Raw genomic sequence first — 26,228 nt, 5'->3', positions numbered from 1 at the left:
ATTGCCTCCGGCCAAATCAACAGTCGGGGCGATGGAATCATAATTCGGAAGCCAACGGAATCCTCAACGCGATTCCGTGTTCAATGGACGTGCTCTAGATCAACGAGCTCAGTGTCGAACTTCCGACGCGCTCATGCACCACACGTCGGTCGATCCTATCCCGGAGACAGGCGGTCCAAGCATAACCAAGGTGGCCTCTTCGTCCGGAAGCAGGCAAACGGCGTCGGCGCCGGCAACACGCCTGCGGTGATTGACGATCGCCAATATCAAGTGGGCCGTCGCCTGGATCCTGATGCCAAAGACATTCGACAAGGGGGTCGTTTACGCATCGGAACAGTCGGTGGTCGTAGTAGACGCGATCTACAATGCCGTGCGCGAATGTGTCCGCAGTCACGGCGGTTATGTCGTGTCGGTCAACGAGGCGGGAGCGATCAGGAATCTGGCTCTGACGTAGGGATCGATCCATGCTGAAATCACCGGATATGCGACAGGCAAGATCGCCCATATGGCCGGCTTCGAAGTTCTCGCCGGCGCCGAGATCCTGATCGCCGAAGTCGAGGCAATCAACGAAACAGAGGCCTTTCCCTTCAAGAAGCACGACGCCGCTGCTCGCTATGTACAAGTGTTTCCACCGCAGTGCACGATATACGACTCTACGGTGATGAAAAATATGATGGTACTGATATCCGCACAGTCTGGTTGGCAACGATACATCCTCCGGGACTGTGTCGTGGCTAGCTGCGACGTCTAGGCTTTGACGACGGTGCCATCCAACAGTGGCGCTTCGACATCGGCTGAACCAATCGAAATCAAGATGCAGTCACCAGGACAATTCGTCTCGGGCACTACCGATGGGTGGCGCCGCAGCCTCGGCGGTCATTGCAATTCTGCCAGCAGAGCATCCGCGCCTTTCTGTATCCCTACCTTCGAAGCCTGCAGGGAGGAGAACGTCGCACCGACATTCATGGCGTTGGGGTATTGTTTCGCGACATACGCCCTCAGAAGCTTGTCGCTCTGGCCGTCGAAGATTTCGACGGCGTAATTGACCGAGCCTGTCATGCTCCCTTCGCGTCCGCGAACAGCCTGGACGGAGTTGTATACGCCACCACCGACGTCGAGATGGGAGAACGGCCCTAGAACAAGCGTGGTTGTTTTTGCACCGGTGAGTGTCAGGCGAAGGCGCAATGTTGCCGGTCCTGCGGCGTCGACCACTGCGAAGCGTGTCCGCAACTTGGCGGCAAACTCGTTGCGCATATAGCCAGCCAGTTCAGCCTTGTCTTTATCCTGCATTTTAACGAACTGATTGTCACGGCCGGCATAGATGATGACCGGATCGACTATGATCGTGTTATATTGTCTCCAATCGGCGTTGCCCCGGTATTCGTAGGGTAATTTCCCGCCTTTGTCCTGCGGGTTCGGCTGGAGATGCGGCGCTGAGGCGAGACCTTCATAGACGGTGGGATCCGCAGTCGTGCAGGCCACGAGGACCGCACAGGTTGTTAGTAAGACAGCGAAAGTAATAGTTTTTCTCGTCAAAACATGCTCCGGCAAAACAGGGAAGTTGCAGGAACAGTGGTATTGGCAACCGCCGTTGTGTTGTTATATATAATATTCAGAGATGTTCGCGAGAACTTCGACGCGCGGGAGAAACCCGGTCCGCCCGTTCTGGCGCGCCGAGGCCGGTGGAAAGAGCGCCGATCCCCGCGCCCCTTATGGCTGGCAAGACAACCTCGGCGACAAGGCCGTGCGGCTTGCGGTCGCGTAGCGCCATAGTTCCGCCATGACCTTTGACGATCATGCCTTCGGCAGTCGGAAGGCCCAGCCCAACCCCCCCCCCTGCACCGCTGGTTCGCGCCTTATCGGCTTTGAAGAAGGGCTCCATGACCTTGACCTTCAGCTCGTCAGAGAGGCCCGGACCATTGTCGCAGACCCTGACGTAGATGCCGCGCTCTCCGGCATCCTCCAGCTCGATATCGATTCGGGTCGCGTAGCGTGATGCGTTCTCAACCAGATTGGAAACCGCCCTGGTAATCGATTCCGGCTTGCAGATATATTTAAGCCTGCGCGGACCGGAGAACCGAACATCGATGCCCGTCTCGCAGAAATCCGTCGCGATGGTTTGCAACAGGCTCGATAGATCGACTTTCCGCGACGGCACCTGATGTGAAGCATTGGTCAGGAACGCCAGGCTCTCGTTGATCATCGAGTCGAGCACGGAAAGATCGTCCAGCATCTTGCGCTGAAGCTCCGGCGGTTCACAGCGCTCAACCCGCATGCGCAGCCGCGTCAACGGCGTCCTCAGATCGTGGCTGATGGAGCTGAGCATCCTCGTGCGGCTTTCCGCCATCAGTATGATTCGCGAACGCATGACATTGAGGGACGCGGCCAGGCTTCGGACTTCGGAAGGGCCTTCCGCAAGGAACGGGTGTTCCAGCCTGTCGTCAGCGCTGGCGCGCTCAGCAGCTGCCGCGAAACGGGCGACCGGTCGAATGATCAGCCAACTGCTGACGTAGGCAAGGACTATAAGCGGGATAAGAATTTTAAGGGAGCCGCTCGCAACGGCAGGATAGAACCACAACGAGGCAGGGAAAACGGGAAGCTGGAAAAGCAAGGCGCGCTGCTCGTCGATCTGTACGATGAGCGGGAAGACTGTAGGCTTGTCATCGAACAGATGACGCAGCTCGTCAACAAACTCGGTCTCAAGGGCTCCGCGGGCCCGCCTGGTGAGATCGCCGGATCTGGCTTGCTCGCGATCAGCAACAGGGATCTGATCAATACCGATCGCTTCGGCGTAAAAGCCAAACCCCGCAGCAAGATTGATAGCCGTTCGTTCGTCGCCGGGGGTGCGCGCTGCTCGATACTGATCGACCAGGCGTTCGATGCGCCCGGCCATCAGGCCGATTTCAACACCTTTGTCGTGGCGGCCGTAGACGAATGGCTCCGTTGTTGCCGCGACGGCAGACACAAGAACGACCAACAGGAGCGCCAGCACAAGAACCTGCGTGCGGATGGACGCCCTGCGCAGGCGGTTCATCGTATTCTTTCCACGCTTGCTGCGAACAGATATCCGCCCAGTCGAACCGTCTTGATGAAAACTGGATCTTTCAGATTGGGTTCGATCTTCTGCCGGAGCCGGCTGATATGGGCATCGATACTACGCTCGACCGGTCCAGCAGATCCGGCATGCGTCATCGAAAGAAGCTGTTCGCGGGTCAAAACCTTGTTTGGATTGCAACAAAATGCCCAGAGGAGGTCAAACTCGGCTGTCGTCATGGAAACTTCGTCACCGTCGGCATCGATCAGCTGCCTGCTTTTCGGATCAATGCGCCATCCGGCAAAGACAAGTGGCACATCTTCCTCAATACGCTGTTGATGAGATAGTGCAGATCGGCGCAGGATGCTTTTGACCCTCGCAAGCAGCTCCCTAGAATTGAAGGGTTTCGTAACGTAGTCGTCTGCCCCGAGTTCAAGGCCAAGGATCCGATCGATGTCTTCGCGTCGGGCGGTCAGCATCAGGATCGGAATTGCCTGCGATGCCCGGAGGCGCATGCAGATGCTGAAACCGTCTTCTCCGGGCAGCATGCCGTCAAGAACAATCAGATCCACGCGCTCGCGGGCGAGGACCCGGTCCATATCCGATCCGTTGGTCACCGTCGAACCATCGTAGCCGTTGCTTTTGAGAAGATCGACAAGCATGTCGGCTATGTCGGCATCATCCTCGACAATGAGAATATTGGGTAGTTCCGTCATGCTTTGAGATGTCGCCATTTCGTATGCCATCGCGTCTGATCGGGCAGTCGCAAAAGCGGCCGCCATGGGGCCGATCATCTCATTTACAGGATGAAGTGTCACGCGGTTACTCCTGATACTGCGGGCATATTCGCGAGCTGTCAGCGTCATATCAGCCGACGTTCTGCGGAAAGGACTGAGAAAACCCGCTTGATGAAAGCAGCGCCGTCGAACTGCCTCTTACCCGCGTTGCCGGTCTCGTCCAGGCTATCGAAAATGAAGGTCTCTATATTGATCACCGGTAAATCGAGCAACGATCGGACACGGCCAATCATGGCGGTATAGGTGATGACGAGTCCCCAATCCGCGACATCGCGGCTTTGCGTTATCTGGCCTGGGGTGATGGCAACTGCCTTGAGCCCATAACGGTTGAGCGCTGACTGTATGCGGTTTGCGATGTCATTGCTTTCCAGAAAAATGAGAACCGGCAGCTGAGATGAGGACGCTGGAACAGACATTGGATGACCTATGGTTTGACTAGGTCATTTTAGAGAAGTCCGTGCAAAGCGGTGTTCTGATTTGTTGAGATATGTTGTGCAGCGCTCGCCAGAGCCGTCGGTTGTTTCCGGACCAATTCGGAAATCTGTACGGTTCATCGATGTTTTTCCACGCCGTGATGTTGTTTGCCTCTCAAGCGTCAATATCAGCTCGATGTGGCCAGGATCGGCATCGGTGATACATGTGCAGCTACAAGGCGAATACGGGACACGAAGCCAGCCCGGTCGAACATGCATGAAGAGTTGTCCGTTCCGTTTTCCGGCCAAGCATGAATGAACGACCGGATGTTGATAACGGGGAGGGAGGCAACCGAACGAATAAGTTCGATCACCTCATCGACAGTAACGATCGCGCTATAGTCCCCTACTCGGCTGGCTTCGTCGAACTCGGCAAGGTTTCGAACGCTTGTTACGGAAAACCCTTCTCCGGTCAGGATCTCGTTTACAAGGACGATTGCCCTAAGGTTGGATAAGCAAACAAGCACAGGGAGTCGCCGCTTCGTGTCAGAACGCGTATGAATCATTTAATTTCTCCCATTGATGGAGACGGCGGCGGCCCCTGAATATGTCCGCCGGCATATTGTCAGGTACCCCAAGCACGACCACCTTCAGCGTCGAATGTTCAGCGAGCGCCCATTACCAGGCCAGCGATGATGCCTGTGGTGACCGAGATGAGGATATAGTCGTTATGAACCCGCACCCAGCGCTCGCCGTGGCCCGGACGGCGCAGGCCATATCGGCGATAGTCGCGGATTTCCTGATGCCGCCGCCAGTCCCTCATCCGCTGCCCGCGGCTCCAGCGCTGCTGCTCAAAATGTTTGCGGGCATCAGGGCGATGTTCGCGGTAATGCCGGTCGTTGCGAGGCGGTTCCCGCCATTGCTGGGCGTCCGCCACGCAGGCGAACGACAGTATCGAGGCGATTGCTGCTACGATGATTTTTTCATATCAGTCTCCAAAGGAACTCAATTTTTTCGATCTCAAAGGTCATCGGACCTTACCGGAAGGGGTCGCCAGCGTACTGGATTGCCTGCTTTCCTTTGTCGATCGTTAGGCCTGGCGCATCCGCGACCAATCCAAGGAAGTCGCCGCCCCGCTGCAACAGCGAGCGGTCAGGCGGAAGAGGCGTCGGCTGGGCAACAGCATGCGCTTCGCCCTCAGCCGGCCGTTGAATATCCAAGCGCTGGGAGGTTCGCGCGCCTCCACCAGCGGATCGCGTGTCTCGCATTTGGGAAGGCAGGTCTCGAAGTCCCGATCGAGGTTATCCTGGCGGCCCGCGACTTTCTTTTCCGCGCCGAGGCTGGCACGAATTGCCTCAGGGCTTGGCAATTGGACGCGCTTCACCTGAAGGCTGGATGCCGGAATCATGCCGCCCTGCTCGATTTTGGGCGGGATCGAGCCTATGACAATCGCATCGTCACGCGAAGGGCGATCGAGGGCCGGTTTCGTCTCAGAAGCGGCCAGGTTTCCAGCTTCAGGAGCCGGTGTCTGATCGAATTCGGCAGTGACGGTGCCATAGATGATGAAAGACGCCATTGCCGCACCTCCGGCATAAAGGGCGATCTTCCTCGCTCTTTGCGACTGCTCGTATGGCGTCATGGGAAGCTCTGTCATGCGAAACTCCTGTTTGATTATCTCGGGCGACATCCTGCGACTTAATCGAACGGGCACCCGGAGCGATTGATCAGCACCACTTCGTCGTAGCCACCGCGTCTGACACCGCCGACGACCACGTAATCGGGCGAAACGTTCTTGACGCCGGCGTCACGAAACCCTGCGCGCCTGGCCTGACGAAGCGCGTCAGCGGGCTCGCAAACGCCACTGCCGACATATTCCCGCCGTTCATATCGATCGTCACGGTAACGATCCGATTGCCAGCGATCGCCCATGGCGACCTCGATCGGCTTTGCGTTAGAGACCGATCCCGGCTCAACGACAGGCGAGGAGCGCGCGCCACTCACGGCCGTCGCCAAGAGGATTCCGCCGGCGGCAATCGCCAATACCAGAAATGTTTCCGACAACCTGTTCATCTTCCGCTCCAGCAACGTCGCTGCTTTGGTCTGCATTGAGATGAAACTACCGGTTTGCAGATTGGGTAGTGTTCGATAATGTTCAGAAATATTGCGTGGCCTTTCGTGATGTGTAATGGCCCCATAAATATCCGGACAGGATCTCCCACTTAACAAGTGTGCGAGGTAATGTGCCCATTATGACTAGTCACAATCCGAAGATAGAAGTCCTGTCCGGTCCTGAGCGCCGCCGTCGCTGGTCGACGGCCGAGAAGCTTTCCATCATTCAAGAGACATACGAGCCGGACGCGACCGTCAGCATCGTTGCTCGGCGTTACGGCATTCAGCCGAACCAGTTGTTCACCTGGCGTAAGCTCGCCACTCAAGGCGCTCTGACTGCCACGGCTGCGGAGGAGGACGTTGTCCCGGCGTCCGAATATCGCGCCCTTCAAAACCAGGTAAAAGAGTTGCAGCGTCTGCTTGGCAAGAAGACGATGGAAGTCGAGATTCTCAAAGAGGCGCTTGAGATCGCCACAGGCCCAAAAAAACACCTGTTGCGCTCGCTGTCATTGCCAAAGGGAAGTTTCCGATGATGGCTGTGTGCGAGGCTTTTGGTGTTGCCGGTCAAACATGGCCGCGGGTGCGGGTCTTGAACACGCGTTCACAGATCATATTCTGGTCCGCGGCGAATACCGATATTCGGCCTTCGGCAACAAAGATTTCGGATCTGAAATCGGTGATTTCGGCGCCACCCAGCACAAGGTGCTGGTGGGCGCGAGCTACAAATTCTGAAGTCATCACATCCGCGGCGAGAAGAACTCCAGTCCATCGGCGGATCAGAAGTGAGCCGGGAAAAAACCGGCTCACCTACAAATTTTGCATCTTACAGCGCTGCTACCGAGCAATACGGTCGGCTCATCTAGAATTCCTGCCAATCATTCTGTGCTGCAGCTTGACCTCCAAAGCTACGCGACACCTTGCGTATCAGCGCCTGAGCTGGTGACGCAGCATTTTGGCCTTCCATACTCCTTCCGACGTCGCTACTCCGCGGGTTGTTTGCCCCTCCGAAATCGAATTTGCCTAGAAGAGCTGTAAGCGCGGCAGCCTCCTTTGCAAGGCTGTGGCTCGCAGCCGTCGATTGCTCGACCATGGCCGCATTCTGCTGCGTTCCCTGATCCATCGTATTCACAGCTGTATTTATTTCCTGCAAACCTACGGCCTGCTCACGCGCCGCCTCAACGATTGAAACGACGTGGCGGTTGATTTCCTGCACTTCGCCCAGGATCATTCTGAGAGACGATCCTGTCTGGCCTACCAAGGATACGCCTTTCTCGACGTGGCTTTTCGATGTGCTGATCAGATTTTTGATTTCTTTTGCTGCGTGGGCAGAGCGTTGTGCCAACTCTCGGACTTCCTGTGCCACGACGGCAAATCCCTTGCCTGCCTCACCAGCTCGGGCAGCTTCGACGCCTGCGTTAAGCGCCAGAAGATTTGTCTGAAATGCGATTTCATCGATCACGGCGATAATGTTGGTGATCTCGCCAGACGATCGTTCTATTTCCCCCATTGCGGCTACCGCTCCATCTACCACGACACCTGACTCTTCGGCGGCCTTATGTGCCTTTGCAACAAGAACACCGACCTCCTCTGCTCGTCTGGTTGAGTCTTTGACCGTAGTCGTAATTTGCTCAAGTGCAGCTGCGGTCTCTTCCACGGAGGCTGCCTGTTGCTCCGTTCGTTTAGAGAGATCATCAGCAGCCGAGCGAATTTCGTTTGCGCCCGCATCGATCGTACGCGCGTTCTCGCCTACAGCTTTGAGAGTTGTCTGCAGTGTTTCTGCAGATTGGTTAAAGTTGACCCGTAATTCATCGAGGCTCGCCACAAACGGATCAGAAATCCGATACGTCACCTTTCCTGCAGAAAGCGCCTGCAAACCACGCGCCAGTCCATCGACGGCTGCTTTGTTGTCGGCTGCATCACGAGCTTTGTCGGCTTCGCGTCGAGCTTTCTCCTGTTCCGATGCACTTCGGTTTGCGTCAGCCTCCGCTTCCAGCCGCTTGCGTTCCAGCGCATTTTCTCTGAATACGCTGACGGCACTGGCCATGCTTCCAACTTCGTCCTTGCGATCGGTGCCAGTTATTGGAGCCTCGTTTTCTCCTTCTGCCAAACAGCGCATACGGTCCTGGAGCCGGGCCAACGGAACGGTGATCCCCCGTCGACTAATCACCATAGATGCCCAGATGCCTGCCGAGAAAAGGATCGCTAAAACGGAGAGCGAAGCGATGATGGCATTGTTGGTTTGGTCAGTCAGCCGATCGCTTTTTGCGTCGATCTCTGCACTCGATTTGTTAATCCAGTCACGCATTTGCGGAAGAAGCTTAGCGATCAGCTCGTCAGCTTTCAAAAGCGAGACTTTTGCGTCGTTATCGCGATCGATCCGACCCGCAGCGACAGCTTCATCCGTGATAGTGACAATTTGCTTTGCCGCAGTGTCAAAACTGGCGAGAGCTTCCGCTTCATCTGGGAACGCCTCACGTGCCGAGCTCAGCAGATCGAACAACCTTTCCTTGCTCGCGACATAGTCTTCGTCGGCACGTTTGAGATCGGCTGTGCCAGCTTCGCGAAGGTGGATTTGATAAGCATCATATGTGAGAGCAACCAGACGCTGACTGGCGATCGCGACATTGATCTCTGCACGCGTGTCTTTAGCAATGAACTCGGAATAGGCCGTATCAGCCTGCTTATAGTTTACGGAAACATAGCTGACGCCGCCGATCCCTGATACGCAGACCGGCACAAGTAGGCACAAGATTTTCTTTCCGATGCTCAGATTTTGTAGAACTGACATGTTCGTCCTCGGCAAATGGGTTGACCCTGCTTCGTCAGGGGACGCGCCCCGCCCACCGTGGACGCCACTGCCGATATCAGTGGACTAGATATTGCATGAAACTTTTAATCTCCCATTAACCTATTCAAGGTTGCGAATGACCCATGTACATCCCGCCGACAAACCAGCAGGTTGCAATCCTTGGTGTCAGCAAACGCTGCGACCGATGGAATCTTTATCGGTCGGGGGCGTGGAGTTCTGCATGGCAGGCTCGCCATCCCAGTAACGCAGGAGGCGCGCTAAGGCTGCCAATCTGGTATCCTCTGTCATTGAAAGAATGCGGTAGCCTCCCTGGACGAGACGAGGATCCCCGTGCCCTGACCCTGTTCGACTCCGGACCTTAACAATGCTTCCCGATTGGCAAAATCTGATTGCCCATCAGCGCTGACGATCAGTCCCAGCCCATGTCCGAGACCCGCAAGCGCTTTGATAACTTTGTCGGCGTCATCCTCACCCAGGCGGTCTGTCAAACGCCTGTCGATCTTCACCTTGTCGAAGGCAAACTCCTGCATGTGGTACAGGTTGGAATAACCGGTACCGAAGTTGTCCAGCGTGACTTTGACACCAGCGGCCCTCAGCGGTGCCAAAGCAGATTTCGCGCCTTCGAGATCCGCGACGATAATGTTTTCTGCGATTTCAAGCTCCAGTCGCTCCGGAGCAAACGAGTGCCTGCTGAGGACTTCGCCGATAGCATCGCCCAACTTGGGATCCTGTATCTGGCCAGGCAACAAATCGATCGACAATTTCACAGTTTGTGGCCAAAAAGACGCTGCCGCGCAGGCCTTGTCCAGCAGTCGCAATCCTATCGTGTGGATGACACCGGTTTCTTCGGCGATCGCCATCAAGCGATCGGGCTCGATCGCCCCGATGCTTGCTCCTACCCACGAGGGCGACACTTCAAACCCAACAACAGTCCCGGTCTCCAGGTTGATCGTCGGCCGGAAAAGCGGCACAATCAGGTCGCCTTCGATCGCCGCCAGCAGCGCCCGTTCAAGCTCATCCCGCTCTCGTACTCTGTCGTCCATAGTGGTCTCAAAGAACCTCATGGCCGAGCGGTGTTCAGCTTTGGCTCGATAAAGCGCGACATCGGCTTTACGCAGTGCCTCCGCAGGCGTGTCCGCATCGTTTGGAAGGAGAGAAATTCCGATACCGGTCCCGACAGTGTGCTCGACTGCGTTGATGACGATTGGTGTCGCCAGCGCCTCCATGATCCGTAGCGCGATGGCGGACGCAGTTTCCGGGCCGTTCACATGGGGAGCAAGCACGACAAACTCATCGCCGCCTAGTCTGGCGACCAGATCGTGCGGCCGTACGACCCCTAACAATCGCTGAGCCACAACAATAAGCGTCTCATCGCCGATGCCGTGACCATAGCTGTCGTTGATCTTCTTGAAGCCGTTCAAATCGAGCATCAGAACCGCGTGAGATGAACCGCTTGCTGGTGGAGAGGCGGCGGCGATTCGCAGCGCGTCTTCAAACTGTCGGCGATTGGCTAGCCCCGTTAACGGATCTTGAAACGCCAGTTCACGCACGTGGCGTTCGGCTTCCCGCCGGCGTCGCATTTCTCGTCTCTGCTCGATATATCGACGGCCCGCAAATATCAGAAGGCCGATAGTCAGCGCAACACCAAGCAGAAGCACCTCGTCCAGCTCAATCGTTTGCTCGGCGGATGACACCTGCCCTTCAGTCACAAATATATCGAAGGCGTAGGCGACATATGTGAGCACACATAAGAAAGCGGCTAAAATTCCCAGGTCGTTGATGCTGACGCGGTGGCGCATGTAAAAACTCCTGAAGCCGCGATGAAGTGCGGCTGTGCTTCCTAGTGGCGAATTCATCCGCGTCCTCGTCTAATGATCAGCGAGCTTAACGGTTTTCTAATAGATCAGGAGTTTCGTTGTTTGTCTCACGTCGAATAGAGTTAAGACTTCTTCATAGCGGAATAGCATAATGCCGGAACAGCTTTCGGCCGAAACGTATGAACGAAGGCGAGTCGCCTTGGTTCAGGAACTTGGCCTGATGGACGACAATAACAGCCAGGAGGCTTACGACCGCATCGCTCGTCTCGCCAAACGCATATTCGAGACCGACATCGTCTTGATCACCTTCATCGATAGCGAGCGGCAGAGGTTTAAGTCGCACCTCGGTACCGATATGAGTGAGAACCTCACGGATCAAAGCTTTTGCACTCATACGATCGCAAAACGGAGATCGCTTGTCGTCGAGGACACGAGCGTCGATCCCAACTTCCAACAGAACCCTTTTGTCCTGGGTGCCCCAGGTATCCGATTTTATGCAGGCGAACCCCTTCTCACGCACGAAGGCCATCCCGTCGGTACGATCTGTCTCGTTGACCATCGGCCACGGCGATTTTCGCAGGAGGACCGGGATACTCTTCGTGATCTGGCTGAAATGGTAATGACCCAGGTTCGCGTCGACAGAGATTTGACGTACCGCGATGCCGCCACCAAGATGCCCAACCGCATCCAATTTTTCGGCGATCTACGGGACTTTTCGCGGTCCCATGGAGGTGAAAGCCAATGGGTCGTGGTCGTTGAGCTTCTCGGCATGCATGAATCCAATGAAGCGGTGCGTGCTTTTGGCCTCGGTTATCTCTACGACCAGATTGCCCATGCTGCCAAAATCTTGCGGTCAAAGCTCGACAATCGCACGATCTATCATGTCGGCCCCACCCATCTTGCTTTCTTTCTCGGCACTGGAAGGAATGTAAAGAAGTCCTTGCAAGCTATCTCAGGCGAACTGGGCGCGCCATTTACGACCACATCTGGGATACCGGCGAAGCTCGATCCGGGTTGCGGTGCCCGGGTCCTAAATTCCGAAGAGCTCGGCTCGCCCGACGTCTTGCGTACCTTGCTACAAGCTGCGCGCGAAGCTCGGGATGGTGGCCGCCGGGGTCGCGCTGTATGATCCTGCCGCCGACGCTGCGCATCGACGGGCATATTCGCTGGTCGTAGACATGCCGCGCGCCCTGGAAAGAAATGAATTGTTCCTGGTCTACCAGCCGCGTATTAGCGCTAGATCAGGTAAACTCTCCAGCGCTGAAGCTTTGTTGCGATGGCGTCACCCGATGCTTGGTACGGTCTCGCCGGGCGAGTTTCTTCCACTGATTAGCAAAACGCCGCTCATCCGAGACGTCACAAATTGGGTAATGCGCAACACTTGCAAACAGATCGCGGCGTGGAACGCTGCCGGCCTGTCCATTTCCTGCTCGTTCAATATCAGTGCACGTAATCTAGAGGAAGGAGATTTCGTCAGTCGCCTAGCTTCTGTACTCAAAACCTATGGAGTGCAGCCATCGCAAGTCGAGATCGAACTGGTCGAGGATCTGTCCGTCATGGAGGATGAGGAAACTCTACAGCTGTTGAAGGCAATTCGCGACCTGGGTGTTACGATCGCAATTGATGACTTTGGCAGCGGTTACAGCAATCTCGCCTATCTACTTCAACTGCCAGCAACGGTTCTCAAGCTGGATCGGTCAATCGTCGCCGGCGTCACATCTAAGCCTTCCTATAAAACAGCAGTCGCAGCAGTCATCGCCATGGGCCACGAACTTGGCTACAAAATTGTGGCCGAGGGAATAGAAGACTGGGACACAAGCGATCAGCTCGTCGCTCTCGGCTGCGATATTCTGCAGGGTTAGTTGTTTTCGAAACCGCAGGAGGTGTCAGAATTCGAGGACTGGATCGAGAAACCTACGCGAGTTAAGGAGGCGAAAAATAAAGGTTCCGACTGACTGCATTATTCATGAAGCCGCTACGTCCCAAATATTGAGTTACGACAGAGCAGCCCGTCAGCTTTTGAACAGTCGTTTTAGGGCTTGATGGCGGGAATGTGGGCGCAAGCCAGCCGGCGTTCGCATTTCGCTCCGATGTTTCTTTGAACTGTAAACCACATCCACGATATTAGATCTGTTGATGTGAAAAGATACGAACCCTTACGCCGTCATGCTACAGAGAAATAAGCCATTGATATTAAATTAAAAAATTAGAAATTCATGTTCATGTCGTAGTGGCATCCTGCGTCAAGCTGTAGTAAGTTTGGCCCGATGTACAGAACTTTCAGGGTTGTTTGTTACCTCGAACAGGCCAAAACCTACTACGCAGATCGACTGCCCTGATGCTCACCTGCAAACGCGCGATGCGGGAAATCCTCGCCGAGGCAATATGGCGACTTATAGGGAAATGACTGGAAAGGTGTTGCGTTGCTCCCATATGCCGCAGCATTGGCAGGAATTCTGAAGCGGGTCGCACAGGCTCTCGAACGATGTCCTACCCTGCTGAACTCGACGGAGCCGTCATCTTCACCTATATATCCACTGTGGCATAAAGAGCATTTTGAGTCGGCTTCACCTGTGAATTGGCCCGCTCATGTGGATGGTAAGCTTTACAGGGAGCTTATTTGCAGGACATTAGGTTGGTCTCCGAACCCTTGAGCTAAGGCGGCGCTGCTGCTGCAATCACACCAGTTTTCAAACCACGGTTCCCACTCTGGAACCGTGGTTTTTGGTCCCTGAGTATGCCGTTACGACAGACCAGAACGTCAGCTCACGTTGATCTCTCACTTCCAGAATGGCGGTACCCGCCACTGCCCTCACCGCCATGAGACGTATCTTTGTGAAGCTATCCCCACTGTAGAACAATGGCGTTCCGGTGCGAATGATGTGAGCGACGTATTTCGGCACATCGGATTCCAGCAAAATCCGAGCTTTTCCGTTTCCTTGGTGTGCTCGGCCCATATGTGGCAGGCACCAAACCCCCGATTGGGGCCTAAGTGTTTGCCGCGCAGTAGCCGGATTTCTCCCGACACGATCACGGTGCCCCGGGTATTCATCCCTGGCACCAGGCCGAAGGAAGGCGCACCAGTATTCGGGTTGAGGATTATGGTATTTGGCATGAGGCAGTCGCCCTGATCTTTCGTTTTGAGGGCCGGCTGCAATGAGTCCCGCTCATAAATTATAAAACACCGTCGACAGAAAGAAGCAAGATTTTCCGTCAGATATGATGTGAGCGCTGTTCATGTCCTTCCAAGTGCACCGGCCAGACAGCATAGATGCCAGTCAGGATTTCACACTTCAGGGCCAATGCGATGCGCTGCCGCCGTAACTGTCGCTCGTTGCATTGATGCGCTTGAAAGACAAAATGCAACAGGCGGGCGATACACAACTTACTCGGACTGGATGATCTGTTTTGATATTAGCGAGGGCAAATGCTTGTGTAACCTATACAATCTGACAAGCAATCAGCAGACCATCCAGAATTTTATCGATATCACCAGATAGCCAATCCGCGAAAGCCTTGGGGTTCGCGCTCTGCAAGAAAACACCACCTAAGTCAGTGATGCGTCCCGAGATAATTTTCAGTCGGCATTTACGTAACCCTGCATCACCTTTGGTCACTTCTGCAGGAAAATGCTAGGTAATTGAGCTCACAACGCCGAAAACCCATTTTTTGGGGGCAATTAATCTGTTGTTCATTAAGAATGTAAGCGGGTTCTTTATTTCGGACCTTTAATTCTTTCAGTCCGAACTAAATACAGCGACATGACGTTGCTGCTGAAACCCGAGATGATCTCACCTCGTAGAAGGCAGCCAATGCTTCACATTTATAAGCTGATGTCGATTTTCCGGGTACCTGACGATAATCCCGATCTCGCCATAGCTCAGTATCGTGCATTTTCCAAACAACTCCCACTGATGTACTTTATTCTCCTGACCAACACGTGGGGTGTATCGTTCACGCATTTGGACAGCGCCCCTCCCGTCCTGACGTTATGGTTCCCTCTTGCCCTGACGGTCCTGTGTTTCTACCGGATCCTGACCTGGTGGTATTCGATCAATCGCGACTGCACCGCAGAGGTCGCAATCCGAACGCTGAAGCGGACCAACCGCCTCGCCTGGGTCATTGCGGCGGCCTTCACAAGCTGGAGCCTTATGCTGTTTGCCTACGGCAACGCCTACATGCAAAGCCACGTGGCATTCTACATGGGCATCACCGTCATTGGCTGCATCTTCTGCCTTTCGCATCTGCGGTCAGCAGCGTTCATCGTCACGTTCGTCGTAAACCTTGCCTTTATCGGATTTTTCGCGGCGACCGGGAATCGAGTGTTCGTGGCGATGGCCGTGGACGTCGCGCTTGTAACTGTGGCCATGCTTGTGGTGCTCTGGGTTCAATATCGAGATTTCACCAACCTGATCGCGAAGCAAAACGAAACTCAGGCGCTGAGCGACGAAAACCGCCGGCTGGCCAATATCGACAGCCTTACCGGCATGCCGAACCGGCGTTGCTTCTTTTCCGAGCTTGATATCGCTTTCGCCAACGCGCACACAAATCGAAAAACCTTCGCCGTTGGTCTCCTCGACCTTGATGGGTTCAAGCCGGTCAATGATATCTACGGTCATGCAGTCGGAGATCAGTTGCTGATTGAAGTCGGTGAGCGCCTCACCCGCGTGTGCGACAAGGTGTTTGTCTCTCGCCTTGGCGGTGATGAGTTTGCTTTCATCGTTCCTGACGCCGAAAACCGCGATTTGCTTTCACTCGGCGAGGATATCTGTGCTCTGATGCGCGCGCCCTTCCTGGTCAGCGAAGCAATTGTGCAGATCTCCGGATCGGTAGGGTTTGCAGTCTATCCAGAAGTCGGTAACTCTTCGATGCAGCTTTACGAGCGCGCAGACTATGCACTCTACCAGGCAAAGCGCGACTTAACTGGTAGCACAGTCGTTTTCTCAAATGCGCATTCGGACGCTCTATGCGTGATCTCGACGATTGAACAGGCGTTCCGCAGCAAGTCCTACGAGGATCAGATCTCGGTCGCGTTTCAGCCCATCATGGACATTCATTCGGGCCGCATTGTCGCCTTCGAAGCGCTTGCCCGCTGGGAGAACGCGCATTTCGGCTTCATCTCGCCGTCGGTCTTTATCCCGGCCGCCGAACGCCTCGGTTTCATCGGCACGCTCACCAAAGTTCTTTTGCGCAAGGCGCTAAAAGAGGCGGCCCGCTGGCCTCATGATGTCAGGCTGTCGTTCAATCTTTCGGCTAAAGACATCGGCTCAAGCGAGCAGGCTTTGCAAATTTTGTCGATCATCATCCATAGCGGCTTCGATCCGAAGCGCGTCGACCTGGAAATCACCGAGACCGCTATGCTTGGCGATATCGGCAAGGCCCGCGCCATTGTCGAAACCCTGAAGTCCACTGGCCTTGGGATCTCACTCGACGATTTCGGAACTGGATATTCGAGCCTCACCCAACTCCACCAGATGCCGCTCGACAAGATCAAGATCGATCGCAGCTTCGTAACCAGTATAGACACCAATCCGGCCAGCTTGAAGATCGTAAAGTCACTGATCACGATGTGCCGGGATATGGGTCTGGACTCGGTGATTGAAGGGGTGGAAACCAAAGAAGAGTTGGAAACAATCCGTGAGCTTGGGGGCAGTCTGGTCCAGGGCTACTTCTTCTCCAAACCAGTCTCGGGCAATGAAGCATTCAAGCAGTTGCAACGGGTAAATACCTATGAAAACACAAGAAAAGTGATCAGAGGCTGATTGAGGCGGCCGTCGAAACTTGCTAAAAGCCGCCAGCTGGTTTTCAGGGCGCGGGGGCGATCGGGTTGATGAGCGAAACGGATTCACTACCCATACACATAAGGCCCACGAAATCGGAAATCTTCGAGCGGGCGCGTGGGGCCGTGCCTTTCGACTATTGGGCGATGGCGGGCCTTAATCTAAATGGCTATCGGTTCGGCGCCGCCCGCTATATCCAGACCGATTTTCCGAGCGCTGCGGTTGAACGCTATTATGCGGAGAAGCTCTATCTGGCGGATATCTTCGTCAAGGTGGCTATGACCTCAGAAATTCCCGTGACTGAAGAGACGGTCTACGGCGACATGAAGCCTGACCCTCGGGTGGTGAACCTGTTCAACTCCGTTGGTGTCCGCAATCGGACAATCATACCGCTTCGTTCCAGTGGCAAAATTTTCGCAGGCTTCACGATCACACGGCAGGAGCCTTTTACGGCCGGGGAAATCCATTTCCTGTCGCTGATGGCCCGACCAATTCATGACGAGCTCACAACGGAGACGACCCGTGAATTGGCGATCGACCTTCATGATTTGAAGTCTGGCGAGATCGAATGTCTCAGACATGCCAGCCGCGGACTGACGAGCGAGCAGATTGCCGGCGCCAGTGCCTACACCGTAGAAACGGTCAACAGTTATCTCAAAAGCGTGGTCAAGAAGATGCATGTGGCCAATCGCGTCGAAGCGGTTGCTGAAGCAATCCGGCAAAAGATAATCGATTAACGCGTATATTTATGAACTCCACATGAGGCGCTTCGCAAGTGCGCGCCGGTGCCGACAAAGCCCTCTGTAGCTCGAAAGAACATGGACGCGAACGTGTTATCGTGTTCGGTGAGCCATTAAAAGTCGCATAGGATTTGGGACTTTGCCATAGCGCTAATAAGTGCTGGTTATTTAGGACACCATTGATGGGGTCCGGCGGCCAATCGCTCAGGACTTCGCACGATCAATCCAACGACTTTTTCATCCCGAAAAGGTGATTTTCCTTCCTTAATTAGGCTTATCTTAACTGCTTTACCCCATTTTCTGGGGTGGGGGTTCCGATCTGCCTCGATGAAGGAAATGTGGATCTGAAATCCCGGTTCAGCCGGTCCATCGATCTAGGGTCTGCTTGAGATCAGCACCTATTCTTGTATCGTCTGTTCAAATGAGACTGTGTCGACCATGCTCATCGAATTCAAATCTTTCATCGCCCGTGGAAATGTCATGGATCCGGATTACCGTGATCGGTGATCTGCTGAAGCGTCCATGATCGAACGAGGGCGGCGCGGAGAGCGCTGCCCTCTTCCTGTTGCAGTGCTTCAGCAATGAAGAAGAGACCGCGCCTGTGATGAACAAAGGCAATGTCTACTTTCTGCTCGCAACCATCACTTCGATCGCCTTCCAGGTCTTGATTGGCTACGCTGTCTGGCGGTTGCTGATTTAAAAATGCCTAAAGCAGTGAGTGAAATCATCATGACGAATGGCATTCCGCACCTTTCCCGCCGCTGCATCGATGTTCTCCTCGACGGCAGCCATGCCGATATAGGCGGCAGAACGCGCCGGTCGCGGGGCAAGAAGCTACTGTTGATCGCTGCAAGTTGTTCGTATGCGGAGCTGCTTGACGAACAAGGTGTGGGAGAAGCGACGGCGCTTGAAATCCGCGACTGGCTGCAAGCCCATGGCCTGAGCTTCAAAGCAGAAATCGAAGCTATGAACAGCCGGCAAACCGGTTGATACGAATTCGAGCGAAACCAACGCCGGAAGCTTCACGCCTTCTTGCTAGAATTGCCCAATATTTTGGGGTGAAAGACGATCATGCAGACGACATTGATTGAAGCAGAACGCCTGAAGGCTGTCCGAGACCTGGCGCTCATGGGCGACACGCGCGGGCAAGAGGCATATGACAGGATCGCGCGGTTGGCGAAGCACCTGTTCGGGACCGATGTCGCCGCCATCACGTTCATCGACGATAAGCGCCAATGGTTCAAGTCTCATATCGGCATGGATCTCGCCGACAATAGGCGGGAGGATGCGTTCTGCGATATCACCATTCGCGAGCGCACCACGATCGTTATCGAGGACACGCTCCTGGATCCCCGATCGTCGGAAAACCTCTTTGTCGTCAATGATCCAGGCGTGCGCTTTTATGCCGGCGAGCCGTTGATGACCGACGACGGCCATGCCGTCGGCACGCTGTGCTTGTTCGATACCAAGACCCGCACTGTGTCCGAAAACGAGCGAGTCATCCTCAAGGATCTGGCCGCCATGGTGATGGCGCAGATCAAACGCGATCGCGACCTCGCTTATGTCGATCCGCTGACCAAGTTGCCAAACCGGCTACAATTCCTTAGTGACCTCGAAGAGCGATTGAGACTGGAAGCAACTGGACCTGTTACGGTTGCCTTGATCGAGCTGATGGATCTGACTGAAGCCGCTGAAGCGGTACGGGCCTTCGGGATTGGCTTCTTTAACCAGCAGATCAAGCAGGCAGCCGATGCCATCTATAGCGCTTTGCCGCGCACCGTCCTCTACCAGGTCGGCGCGTTTCACCTCGGTCTTTACATCGACGGCACCACAGACCAGACGTCACCAGAGTTCGAGGTCGTCGCGAGAGGAATTGCGGAGCCATTCACTACCACGATCGGTATTCCGGTTACGCTGCGTCCTTGTATCGGCCTGCGTTCGATCGCCGGCGGCGATACCGAAATCTCCGACGTGCTGCGCAGCCTCCTATCGGCGCTCAAGGATGCGCGGTCTGCCGATGAGACACTGGCGATCTACGATGGTGCAAGCGACGATGCTCACAAGCGCTCTTTCCAGATTCTGACGGATTTCGCGACGGCACTCAAAGTGCCAGATCAACTCCGGCTGGTGTTTCAGCCACGGGTCAATTTAAAAACCGGGAATTGCCACAGTGTCGAAGCATTACTGCGCTGGCAACATCCCGAACTGGGTGCGATTTCGCCGGGCGAGCTTTTCCCCATCATCGAAAAAACGGCCCTGGTTCGCCAGACGACCCAATGGGTGATGGAGGCTGCGATTGCCGCTGTGGCGGTCTGGTCGGCAAAGGGTCTGAGCCTGCGCTGCTCATTTAACATATCTGCCCGCAACCTTGAGGAAGACGACTTTGTCGAACGCCTGTCGCGGCTGCTGGAGCACTACCGCGTACCCGCAAAGCTTCTGGAGATCGAGATCGTCGAAGATGCCGCTCTCGGGACCACTGACCGTGTCCGAGATCGGCTGCACGAGATCGCTTCTCTCGGTATCACCCTTGCTATCGACGACTTTGGCAGCGGTTACAGCAACCTGTCCTACCTGCTGAGCCTGCCGGCGACCTACCTGAAGATCGACCGCTCGCTGGCGAGCCAGATCATCAGCGAACCCAAATATGCCACGGTTGTATCGTCGGTGATAACCATGGCCCATCAGCTCGACTATCGGATCGTCGCCGAAGGCGTCGAAACGGCTGACGTCTGTGACATGCTGCGGATGATGGGATGTGACGAGGTGCAGGGCTACTTCTTCTCTCGCCCACTCGAAGCCTCGGTCATCGTTGGATGGGTCGAGACGTGTAACGAGCACGCGCAGTGCCTAGCCTCGTGATGAAGAGCGAGAAAATATCTATGATACCCAGATCCGGCATTTTGAAGCCAGTCGATTTGATGACGGCGATGGCGAACGAACACAGGCTCGATATCCTCCGCCTGTTGCTGGAGCAGGAAATCAACGTGCGGGATCTGGCTGAGAGGATTGGCCTGTCGCAGTCGGCTCTGTCACAGCATTTGGCCAAGCTGCGTGCCTTCAATCTTGTCCAGACCAGACGAGATGCGCAGACCGTGTACTACTCCAGTCGCCACCGTGCCGTCCGGATGCTGATCGACTGCCTCGACGCCATTGAAAACGAACCGCCTCAGCCTGGAACTGCCGCTGCGTGCTGGATCATGAAGTGAGAAATCATATTTTCCAACGCATTGGCGACATATTAAGCGCAATTCGATAGCACCCAATCGTATTAGCGAAGGTAGGCATGCTTAGACGGAGGCCGGAATGATGATATTGCGCCATATGGGCGTGCGATCGCGAATGATTGCTCTGATCTCGGCTGCAATTTTGCCCTTCGCTGCTGTGATCGGCGCAGGGATCGTTTATTCCTATGACGAAGCCGACAAGGATGCACGTCAGACGGTGGCCTATGATGCTCAACTCGGCGCGGCTAAATTTTCCCGTATCTTCCTCGATGCCAAAGTTGTTCTCGGCACCTTGCGCGGTATGCCGCCCTTGCAGACGCAAGACCGGCCACGATGTGATGCCTTCCTGCAGAAAGTTCTATCGAACCAGCCGATGTTCGTAACGATGGGCATTATCGACGCCAACGGAAACGTTGTCTGTCATAACAAGCCCGATGCGAACGGAAAATTCGGCGATCAGGATCTGTCCGCCAAGATGGAAAGCGCCCTCCCCGACGATCTGGTTGTCGGTCGCTTCATGATCGGGCCGGTCAGCAAGAAGCCAACCGTTGCAGTCGCTATGCGCTTACCCGACACGACGACGGGTGAGAAACTGAGCGTGTTTGGATCACTCAATCTCCAGAAATTCGAACAGCTGGCGCAATCGATTGCTGGCGAGACCGCCCATACGGTCGCATTGATCGAAACGTCAAACCAGCGGGTGCTCGTCCGCTGGCCGAATATCGTGCCCTTCGGCACAGCGTTCCCGGAGCATCCGCTCATCAAGGCGATCCTCCACAAACCGGAGGGTGGCACGACGTTTTCGATCGGATTCGATGAAGTCCCCAGGTTCTTTGGATTCGCACCTGTGGTTGACGCGACGGGAAGCAGTCTGGCGGTCAGCCTTGGCCTTCCCGAAGGCGAAGCATTCAAGGATGTGCAGCATCGCTCGGAGTGGGCGATCTCGATCTCACTTGCCGCTTTCCTCACGGCACTCGGCCTGACGGCCGCGATTGCCTACTTTACGCAGCTACGCCCGATCCGCCGCCTGTCACAGATGTCAGAGCGGATCGGAAATGGCGACTTCGGGTCACCGGTATCCGTGGAACGCTGGCAGGCGATGGAGTTTCGCGGGCTTGCAAACAGCTTGAACAAAAGCGCCGAGAAGCTGGCCGCTGCCCACGAGGCAGAGCGCAAGACCATCGAGAGCGAACGGCGTTTTCGGCTGGTGACCGACAATACCGCCGACATGATCACCACTGTGGATCAGTCCGGAAATCGGACCTTCGTTTCTGGAGCATGCCGAGATATTCTCGGCTACGAGCCAGATGAACTGATCGGTCAAAATCCCCTCGCGCTGGTTCTGAATGAAGATCGGCCACTCGCTGCGTCGTTCTTCGAGCGATTGAAGACGGCGAAGGCCGGCCTGAACGAGCAATATCGCGTCTGCCGGCGCGACGGCGTGATCTTATGGGTCGAGGTCAGTGGCCGTCGCATGGCGGACGATAGCGGCACGGTGTTCACCATGCGCAACATCTCAAAGCGCAAGACTGTCGAAGCGGAACTGGAAGCTGCCAACGATCAGCTATCCCGCCTGGCGACCACGGACGAGCTCACCGGCCTCAACAATCGGCGCGAATTCAACCGCATGCTGGAGATCGAGACCAAACGTAGCCATCGAGACGGATCGGACCTGTGCCTGCTGCTGATCGACGTCGATCGGTTCAAGCCGTTCAACGACATCTACGGCCATCCAGAAGGCGATGCCTGTCTCGCCCGGGTTGCGGCGGCGATCTCGGGAGCGTTGCGCCGTCCCGGTGACTTCTGTGCCCGTTACGGCGGCGAGGAGTTTGTCGTGATCTCGCCGAACACATCGCAGGATGGTGCCCGTGATCGCGCCGACAAGATCCGGCAGGCCGTTGCAGGCCTGGACATCCTCCACGAGGCGAGCGAAACCGGCCATGTCACCATCAGTGTGGGTCTCGCTTCCACCACCAAGCGCAGCCAGCTTGCCGGACCAGCAATCCTCAAGCGTGCCGATGATGCGCTTTACGCGGCGAAGGCATCTGGCCGAAACCGCGTCGTGGCGTCTGACGATACCACAATCACATCCCTCAAATCCGACGATCGTCGATAGGCGCGCAAGACATGGATCTGTATATCCCGACCAACCCTCGCCGCGTCAACATCATCCAGGGCGAATGGAAAGTGCTGAACGATCCCAATGCCGTTCTTACCACGATCCTCGGCTCTTGCGTCGCAGCCTGTCTTCGTGACCCGGTCGCAGGCATTGGCGGAATGAACCACTTCCTGTTGCCGGGGACGGGCAACAACAATGGAGGAGATGCCACCCGTTTCGGTGTTCATCTAATGGAACTGCTGATCAACGGGCTGCTGAAACAGGGTGCCCACCGTAACCGGCTTGAGGCCAAGATATTTGGAGGGGCAAAGACGATCGCGTCCTTTTCCAACGTCGGGGAACAGAATGCCCTGTTCGCGACGCAGTTTCTGAAAGACGAGCGCATTCCGATTGTTGGATCCAGCACGGGTGGCGACCACGGGCGCAAGCTGGAATTCTGGCCCGTTTCTGGTCGCGCAAGGCAATATCCCCTGAGTGGGGTGGAGACCCAGAAAACCGTTGCGCTCGAGCAGCGCCCTGTCTCGCGGCCGAAGCCGGCCGAGTCCAGCATCGAGTTCTTTTGACAGTTTCTGCTTAGGAGACCTGATCGGCGATACTCTTTAGCGCTTCCGTGACCTTGTCGATATCGTAGGGCTTAGGAAAAAACAGCCCGCCTTCCGGCAACTGCTTCGTGGTGGCGCGTCGATGACCAGATACGATCACAATGCCGATCGGGGGCCAATGTTTGCTGACCAGGTTTGCAAGCTGCAAGCCATCCATTGATCCCGGCATATCGACATCGGTGAATAACACGCAAACATTGTCATGTTCATGAAGCAGAGCCAGTGCTTCGTCAGCGTTGCAGGCCTCTATTGCCTTAAAACCCGCGTCCTCGACGAAATCGACCGCCGTCATGCGGATCAGCGGTTCGTCCTCGACAATCAGAATTGCAGGTTTTTCGTTGGTTTCAAGCATGCAACAGAGCCTTCACATTCACCAATTTATACGGGTGTAGAATACAGTTTGCGACAGGTTGTCGACTAATGCTAAACCCGCCTTAGGGTTCCGACCGATCTTGCGATTGATCCGCTCAAACACTCATTTGCCGTAAGGCTTTGATGACTTGCGAACCGTCAAAGGGTTTTGGGAAGAATATGGCTTGTGTTGGCAATTCGCTCGCTGCTGGTCGCCCGTAACCAGACACAGCGATTACGCCGATCGTCGGACAGAGAGCCCTTGCGGTCGCCACAAGCTGCAGCCCGTCAATCGATCCAGACGTGTCGAGATCGACGACTATGACGTTGATGTCGCCGAGCTGTCTGAGCAGGAGGAGCGCGTCGTCGGCGCTGATGGCCTCAATCGCCCTGCAGCCGGCCTGATCGACGAGATCGACCATATTCATGCGGATTGGGGTGGCATGCTCGACAATAAGGACCGCGGGCCGCAACTGGTCTTCCCTAAGCATCCTGCGCTCTCCGTTTGAGATGATTGGAACTGGAGCCCCCCCTCGCCTTGTTTTCGCCGTCTCCGGGGAGTCTACGGGGCGAGCGCTTGACGGCGGCAGGGCGGACCTGACGGCGAAGGGCTTAGCTTACGGCGGATAATGCTGAGCCCTTCGCCGAATTAAGACCGGGTACGCAACACACTACCCCGGAATTCCTTTGATCATGCAGCGTAGCTGTCAGTCTCGAGATGGATCGTTGAGCGCTGGCCATTCGGATAAGACGAGCCGTCACGCTGCATCTTGCGGCGGTTGAGCTTGAAGAGATTGACGAGTTCTGCGAGCGCGTCCGCCCCATGCTGCAACGTTGCGCTGATCTGGGTGGTGCGATCGCTCATTGCCGCATTTTCCTGCGTCATCCGATCGAGCTCATTGACGGCCTTGTTGATTTCCCGAAGCCCGACTGATTGTTCCTGCGCGGCCGTCGCAATTGCATCGACATTCTGGTCGATCGCCTTCACCAGTTGCTCGATTTCCTTAAGTGCCTCACCTGTCTTGCCGACCAGGCGCACGCCATCGAGAACCTTTTCGCCGGAATTGCTGATCAGGGTCTTGATCTCTTTCGCAGCCTTGGCCGAGCGCTGTGCCAGTTCGCGCACTTCCTGGGCGACGACGGCAAAACCCTTGCCGGCTTCGCCGGCGCGGGCTGCCTCAACACCCGCATTCAGTGCCAGCAGGTTGGTCTGGAAAGCGATCTCATCGATAACGCCGATAATCTGTGTAATCTCGGCCGATGCAGTCTCGATACCATTCATCGCATCGACAGTTTCCGCGACGACGGCGGTGGATGCGGTGGTCGAGGCCCGTGCGGTTTGGACCAGTTTGCGGGTTTCCTGGGTGTTCTCTGTCGAAGACCTTACGGTCGCGGTGATTTGATCAAGCGCCGCCGAGGTCTGTTCAAGCGCAGCAGCCTGCTGCTGAGACCGATCGGAGAGCTGTAGCGATGCGTCGCGCATGTCCTGGCTGCTCTTGGTGAGGTCCCCTGTCTGGCCAAGCACGTTGTTCAATGTCTTCTGAAACTCGGCGATTGCCGTGTTGAAGTCGGTGCGCAGACGTTCGAACTCGCCAACGAAAGGGTAGTCCAGCGTAATGCGGATGTTGCAGTGGGACAGTCGGTTGAGCGCTGCTCCAAGTTCTTCGACCGCGAACATTCGCTCCGTCACGTCGATGGCAAATTTGACGACCTTAAACACCCTGCCCTTGTCGTCGAAAATCGGGTTATAGGACGCCTGGATAAAGACGCGCTTGCCGCGCTTGCCGATGCGAAGAAACTGGTCAGTGAAGAATTGCCCGGCCTGAAGGCTTTTCCAGAAAGCACGATATTCCGGTGATCCTGCATAGCCGGGCTCGCAGAACATTGAATGATGCTGACCGGCGATCTCGTCGGCGGTGTAACCCAGCACCGACAGGAAGTTCTCGTTCGCTTCGAGGATACGACCATCCGGTGTAAACTCGATCACCGCCTGAGCTCGGGATAGCGCCGACAATTTGCCATTGTCTTCGGTGCTTTTCTTCTTGGCCGCCGTGATGTTGGTGGCGATCTTCACCACTTTGTGCGGCTTTCCACGTCGAAACACCGGGTTATAGGATGCCTCGATCCAGATCTCCTCGCCGCTCTTGGTGATGCGGCGGTACTGGCCCTGGTCGAACTCGCCCTTGGCGAGGTTTGGCCAGAATTCCCGATATTCTGCAGATGCGGCATAGTCATTCTCGCAGAACACCGAGTGGTGTTTGCCGACGATCTCGGTGGCCTGATAGCCAAGCGCCTTGCAGAAATTTTCGTTGGCGCTGAGGATTTTGCCGGTCAGATCGAACTCGATCATCGCTTGCGAGCGACCGATCGCATTGAGCACTGCCGTGGAGTCAAAACCCATCGTGGGAAAGCTTGCCATAGTGAAGTCCTGTC

26 protein-coding genes and 1 pseudogene are annotated in these 26,228 nt (G+C 55.6%); 13 read left to right on the top strand and 14 right to left on the bottom strand.

Annotated features, from left to right (window positions below; translation table 11 throughout):
* The first annotated feature begins 250 nt into the window (after window positions 1–250).
* The gene (locus AC2GXZ_RS30460) at window positions 251–454 is read left to right on the top strand and encodes a hypothetical protein (RefSeq protein WP_483763000.1); all 204 of its coding nucleotides are present in this window, start codon (window positions 251–253) and stop codon (window positions 452–454) included.
* Window positions 455–505: 51 nt separating this feature from the next.
* Entirely contained in the window at window positions 506–751 is a 246-nt protein-coding gene (locus tag AC2GXZ_RS30455; protein WP_483762999.1) for a hypothetical protein, read from the top strand.
* Between the two features lie 125 nt (window positions 752–876).
* Here the strand turns inward: AC2GXZ_RS30455 and AC2GXZ_RS30450 are convergent, their stop codons facing one another.
* The 8 genes from AC2GXZ_RS30450 to AC2GXZ_RS30415 all read right to left on the bottom strand — a co-directional run bounded on the left by AC2GXZ_RS30450 (window position 877) and on the right by AC2GXZ_RS30415 (window position 6,314).
* Window positions 877–1,536 (bottom strand): DUF3313 domain-containing protein, encoded by a 660-nt coding sequence (locus AC2GXZ_RS30450; protein ID WP_483762998.1) that lies wholly within the window; start codon window positions 1,534–1,536, stop codon window positions 877–879.
* Window positions 1,537–1,612: 76 nt separating this feature from the next.
* Entirely contained in the window at window positions 1,613–3,034 is a 1,422-nt protein-coding gene (locus AC2GXZ_RS30445; RefSeq protein WP_483762997.1) for a sensor histidine kinase, read from the bottom strand.
* On the bottom strand, window positions 3,031–3,780 hold the full coding sequence (locus AC2GXZ_RS30440) for a response regulator (RefSeq protein ID WP_483763005.1): 750 nt from the start codon (window positions 3,778–3,780) through the stop codon (window positions 3,031–3,033). Before AC2GXZ_RS30440 ends, AC2GXZ_RS30445 begins: the two co-directional genes overlap by 4 nt.
* A 116-nt stretch (window positions 3,781–3,896) precedes the next feature.
* Window positions 3,897–4,247: a hypothetical protein gene (locus AC2GXZ_RS30435; RefSeq protein ID WP_483762996.1), complete on the bottom strand. Its 351-nt coding sequence runs from the start codon at window positions 4,245–4,247 to the stop codon at window positions 3,897–3,899.
* A gap of 185 nt (window positions 4,248–4,432) precedes the next feature.
* The gene (locus tag AC2GXZ_RS30430; RefSeq protein ID WP_483762995.1) at window positions 4,433–4,810 is read right to left on the bottom strand and encodes a hypothetical protein; all 378 of its coding nucleotides are present in this window, start codon (window positions 4,808–4,810) and stop codon (window positions 4,433–4,435) included.
* A 98-nt stretch (window positions 4,811–4,908) separates the two neighbouring features.
* Complete coding sequence (locus AC2GXZ_RS30425; protein ID WP_483762994.1) at window positions 4,909–5,181, bottom strand: RcnB family protein; 273 nt, start codon at window positions 5,179–5,181, stop codon at window positions 4,909–4,911.
* A 153-nt stretch (window positions 5,182–5,334) separates the two neighbouring features.
* Window positions 5,335–5,898 (bottom strand): hypothetical protein, encoded by a 564-nt coding sequence (locus tag AC2GXZ_RS30420; RefSeq protein ID WP_483762993.1) that lies wholly within the window; start codon window positions 5,896–5,898, stop codon window positions 5,335–5,337.
* Window positions 5,899–5,939: 41 nt separating this feature from the next.
* Window positions 5,940–6,314, bottom strand: a complete 375-nt coding sequence (locus AC2GXZ_RS30415; protein WP_483762992.1) for a hypothetical protein — start codon at window positions 6,312–6,314, stop codon at window positions 5,940–5,942.
* A gap of 179 nt (window positions 6,315–6,493) precedes the next feature.
* Between AC2GXZ_RS30415 and AC2GXZ_RS30410 the strand changes: the two are divergent.
* Together AC2GXZ_RS30410 and AC2GXZ_RS30405 are read left to right on the top strand one after the other, a co-directional pair.
* Window positions 6,494–6,919: pseudogene (locus AC2GXZ_RS30410) on the top strand (transposase); the annotation flags it as partial.
* Window positions 6,920–6,923: 4 nt separating this feature from the next.
* Window positions 6,924–7,085, top strand: a complete 162-nt coding sequence (locus tag AC2GXZ_RS30405; RefSeq protein WP_483763007.1) for an outer membrane protein — start codon at window positions 6,924–6,926, stop codon at window positions 7,083–7,085.
* A 127-nt stretch (window positions 7,086–7,212) separates the two neighbouring features.
* On the opposite strand, the gene AC2GXZ_RS30400 is transcribed toward AC2GXZ_RS30405, so the two are convergent.
* Together AC2GXZ_RS30400 and AC2GXZ_RS30395 are read right to left on the bottom strand one after the other, a co-directional pair.
* Window positions 7,213–9,141 (bottom strand): methyl-accepting chemotaxis protein, encoded by a 1,929-nt coding sequence (locus AC2GXZ_RS30400; protein ID WP_483762991.1) that lies wholly within the window; start codon window positions 9,139–9,141, stop codon window positions 7,213–7,215.
* A 305-nt stretch (window positions 9,142–9,446) separates the two neighbouring features.
* Window positions 9,447–10,961 (bottom strand): putative bifunctional diguanylate cyclase/phosphodiesterase, encoded by a 1,515-nt coding sequence (locus AC2GXZ_RS30395; protein WP_483762990.1) that lies wholly within the window; start codon window positions 10,959–10,961, stop codon window positions 9,447–9,449.
* A 169-nt stretch (window positions 10,962–11,130) separates the two neighbouring features.
* Between AC2GXZ_RS30395 and AC2GXZ_RS30390 the strand changes: the two genes are divergently transcribed.
* The 5 genes from AC2GXZ_RS30390 (at window position 11,131) to AC2GXZ_RS30370 (ending at window position 18,489) form a co-directional block, all read left to right on the top strand.
* On the top strand, window positions 11,131–12,108 hold the full coding sequence (locus AC2GXZ_RS30390) for a GAF domain-containing protein (RefSeq protein ID WP_483762989.1): 978 nt from the start codon (window positions 11,131–11,133) through the stop codon (window positions 12,106–12,108).
* Window positions 12,080–12,841 carry an EAL domain-containing protein gene (locus AC2GXZ_RS30385; RefSeq protein WP_483762988.1) on the top strand — a complete coding sequence of 254 codons (762 nt, stop codon included), beginning with the start codon at window positions 12,080–12,082 and terminating at the stop codon, window positions 12,839–12,841. The genes AC2GXZ_RS30390 and AC2GXZ_RS30385 overlap by 29 nt, the downstream gene beginning before the upstream one ends.
* Before the next feature lie 1,950 nt (window positions 12,842–14,791).
* Complete coding sequence (locus AC2GXZ_RS30380; protein WP_483762987.1) at window positions 14,792–16,741, top strand: putative bifunctional diguanylate cyclase/phosphodiesterase; 1,950 nt, start codon at window positions 14,792–14,794, stop codon at window positions 16,739–16,741.
* 68 nt (window positions 16,742–16,809) lie between these two features.
* Entirely contained in the window at window positions 16,810–17,496 is a 687-nt protein-coding gene (locus AC2GXZ_RS30375) for a helix-turn-helix transcriptional regulator (protein ID WP_483762986.1), read from the top strand.
* Between the two features lie 705 nt (window positions 17,497–18,201).
* Window positions 18,202–18,489, top strand: a complete 288-nt coding sequence (locus tag AC2GXZ_RS30370) for a hypothetical protein (RefSeq protein ID WP_483762985.1) — start codon at window positions 18,202–18,204, stop codon at window positions 18,487–18,489.
* Window positions 18,490–18,534: 45 nt separating this feature from the next.
* Here the strand turns inward: AC2GXZ_RS30370 and AC2GXZ_RS30365 are convergent, their stop codons facing one another.
* Window positions 18,535–18,735 carry a hypothetical protein gene (locus tag AC2GXZ_RS30365; protein ID WP_483763006.1) on the bottom strand — a complete coding sequence of 67 codons (201 nt, stop codon included), beginning with the start codon at window positions 18,733–18,735 and terminating at the stop codon, window positions 18,535–18,537.
* On the opposite strand from AC2GXZ_RS30365, the gene AC2GXZ_RS30360 reads away from it, so the two are divergent.
* The 4 genes from AC2GXZ_RS30360 to cheD all read left to right on the top strand — a co-directional run bounded on the left by AC2GXZ_RS30360 (window position 18,673) and on the right by cheD (window position 23,405).
* Window positions 18,673–20,358, top strand: a complete 1,686-nt coding sequence (locus AC2GXZ_RS30360) for a sensor domain-containing phosphodiesterase (protein WP_483763004.1) — start codon at window positions 18,673–18,675, stop codon at window positions 20,356–20,358. The two genes, AC2GXZ_RS30365 and AC2GXZ_RS30360, sit on opposite strands and share 63 nt — an antisense overlap.
* Complete coding sequence (locus AC2GXZ_RS30355) at window positions 20,358–20,705, top strand: ArsR/SmtB family transcription factor (RefSeq protein ID WP_483762984.1); 348 nt, start codon at window positions 20,358–20,360, stop codon at window positions 20,703–20,705. The genes AC2GXZ_RS30360 and AC2GXZ_RS30355 overlap by 1 nt, the downstream gene beginning before the upstream one ends.
* 97 nt (window positions 20,706–20,802) lie before the next feature.
* Entirely contained in the window at window positions 20,803–22,839 is a 2,037-nt protein-coding gene (locus tag AC2GXZ_RS30350; RefSeq protein WP_483762983.1) for a diguanylate cyclase, read from the top strand.
* 11 nt (window positions 22,840–22,850) lie between these two features.
* Window positions 22,851–23,405 (top strand): chemoreceptor glutamine deamidase CheD, encoded by a 555-nt coding sequence (cheD, locus tag AC2GXZ_RS30345; protein ID WP_483762982.1) that lies wholly within the window; start codon window positions 22,851–22,853, stop codon window positions 23,403–23,405.
* 10 nt (window positions 23,406–23,415) lie between these two features.
* On the opposite strand, the gene AC2GXZ_RS30340 is transcribed toward cheD, so the two are convergent.
* From AC2GXZ_RS30340 to AC2GXZ_RS30330, 3 genes are all read right to left on the bottom strand, one after another.
* On the bottom strand, window positions 23,416–23,796 hold the full coding sequence (locus AC2GXZ_RS30340; RefSeq protein ID WP_483762981.1) for a response regulator: 381 nt from the start codon (window positions 23,794–23,796) through the stop codon (window positions 23,416–23,418).
* A 115-nt stretch (window positions 23,797–23,911) separates the two neighbouring features.
* Window positions 23,912–24,217 carry a response regulator gene (locus AC2GXZ_RS30335; RefSeq protein ID WP_483763003.1) on the bottom strand — a complete coding sequence of 102 codons (306 nt, stop codon included), beginning with the start codon at window positions 24,215–24,217 and terminating at the stop codon, window positions 23,912–23,914.
* A 269-nt stretch (window positions 24,218–24,486) separates the two neighbouring features.
* The gene (locus tag AC2GXZ_RS30330) at window positions 24,487–26,214 is read right to left on the bottom strand and encodes a methyl-accepting chemotaxis protein (protein ID WP_483762980.1); all 1,728 of its coding nucleotides are present in this window, start codon (window positions 26,212–26,214) and stop codon (window positions 24,487–24,489) included.
* Between the last annotated feature and the right edge of the window lie 14 nt (window positions 26,215–26,228).

It is taken from the genome of Aliirhizobium sp. YIM B11859 (genome assembly GCF_057163345.1).
Note: the sequence above shows the minus strand (reverse complement) of the source record. Positions and strands in the feature narration are given on the sequence as shown.

Bases quoted from the DNA above. Each gene is read 5' to 3' on its own strand.
- AC2GXZ_RS30455 (WP_483762999.1), top strand. From the start codon at position 506: ATGGCCGGCTTCGAAGTTCTCGCCGGCGCCGAGATCCTGATCGCCGAA.
- AC2GXZ_RS30445 (WP_483762997.1), bottom strand. From the start codon at position 3,034: ATGAACCGCCTGCGCAGGGCGTCCATCCGCACGCAGGTTCTTGTGCTG.
- AC2GXZ_RS30440 (WP_483763005.1), bottom strand. From the start codon at position 3,780: ATGGCATACGAAATGGCGACATCTCAAAGCATGACGGAACTACCCAAT.
- AC2GXZ_RS30435 (WP_483762996.1), bottom strand. From the start codon at position 4,247: ATGTCTGTTCCAGCGTCCTCATCTCAGCTGCCGGTTCTCATTTTTCTG.
- AC2GXZ_RS30430 (WP_483762995.1), bottom strand. From the start codon at position 4,810: ATGATTCATACGCGTTCTGACACGAAGCGGCGACTCCCTGTGCTTGTT.
- AC2GXZ_RS30420 (WP_483762993.1), bottom strand. From the start codon at position 5,898: ATGACAGAGCTTCCCATGACGCCATACGAGCAGTCGCAAAGAGCGAGG.
- AC2GXZ_RS30415 (WP_483762992.1), bottom strand. From the start codon at position 6,314: ATGAACAGGTTGTCGGAAACATTTCTGGTATTGGCGATTGCCGCCGGC.
- AC2GXZ_RS30405 (WP_483763007.1), top strand. From the start codon at position 6,924: ATGGCCGCGGGTGCGGGTCTTGAACACGCGTTCACAGATCATATTCTG.
- AC2GXZ_RS30400 (WP_483762991.1), bottom strand. From the start codon at position 9,141: ATGTCAGTTCTACAAAATCTGAGCATCGGAAAGAAAATCTTGTGCCTA.
- AC2GXZ_RS30395 (WP_483762990.1), bottom strand. From the start codon at position 10,961: ATGCGCCACCGCGTCAGCATCAACGACCTGGGAATTTTAGCCGCTTTC.
- AC2GXZ_RS30390 (WP_483762989.1), top strand. From the start codon at position 11,131: ATGCCGGAACAGCTTTCGGCCGAAACGTATGAACGAAGGCGAGTCGCC.
- AC2GXZ_RS30385 (WP_483762988.1), top strand. From the start codon at position 12,080: ATGGTGGCCGCCGGGGTCGCGCTGTATGATCCTGCCGCCGACGCTGCG.
- AC2GXZ_RS30380 (WP_483762987.1), top strand. From the start codon at position 14,792: ATGCTTCACATTTATAAGCTGATGTCGATTTTCCGGGTACCTGACGAT.
- AC2GXZ_RS30375 (WP_483762986.1), top strand. From the start codon at position 16,810: ATGAGCGAAACGGATTCACTACCCATACACATAAGGCCCACGAAATCG.
- AC2GXZ_RS30370 (WP_483762985.1), top strand. From the start codon at position 18,202: ATGCCTAAAGCAGTGAGTGAAATCATCATGACGAATGGCATTCCGCAC.
- AC2GXZ_RS30355 (WP_483762984.1), top strand. From the start codon at position 20,358: ATGAAGAGCGAGAAAATATCTATGATACCCAGATCCGGCATTTTGAAG.
- AC2GXZ_RS30350 (WP_483762983.1), top strand. From the start codon at position 20,803: ATGATGATATTGCGCCATATGGGCGTGCGATCGCGAATGATTGCTCTG.
- cheD (WP_483762982.1), top strand. From the start codon at position 22,851: ATGGATCTGTATATCCCGACCAACCCTCGCCGCGTCAACATCATCCAG.
- AC2GXZ_RS30340 (WP_483762981.1), bottom strand. From the start codon at position 23,796: ATGCTTGAAACCAACGAAAAACCTGCAATTCTGATTGTCGAGGACGAA.
- AC2GXZ_RS30335 (WP_483763003.1), bottom strand. From the start codon at position 24,217: ATGGTCGATCTCGTCGATCAGGCCGGCTGCAGGGCGATTGAGGCCATC.
- AC2GXZ_RS30330 (WP_483762980.1), bottom strand. From the start codon at position 26,214: ATGGCAAGCTTTCCCACGATGGGTTTTGACTCCACGGCAGTGCTCAAT.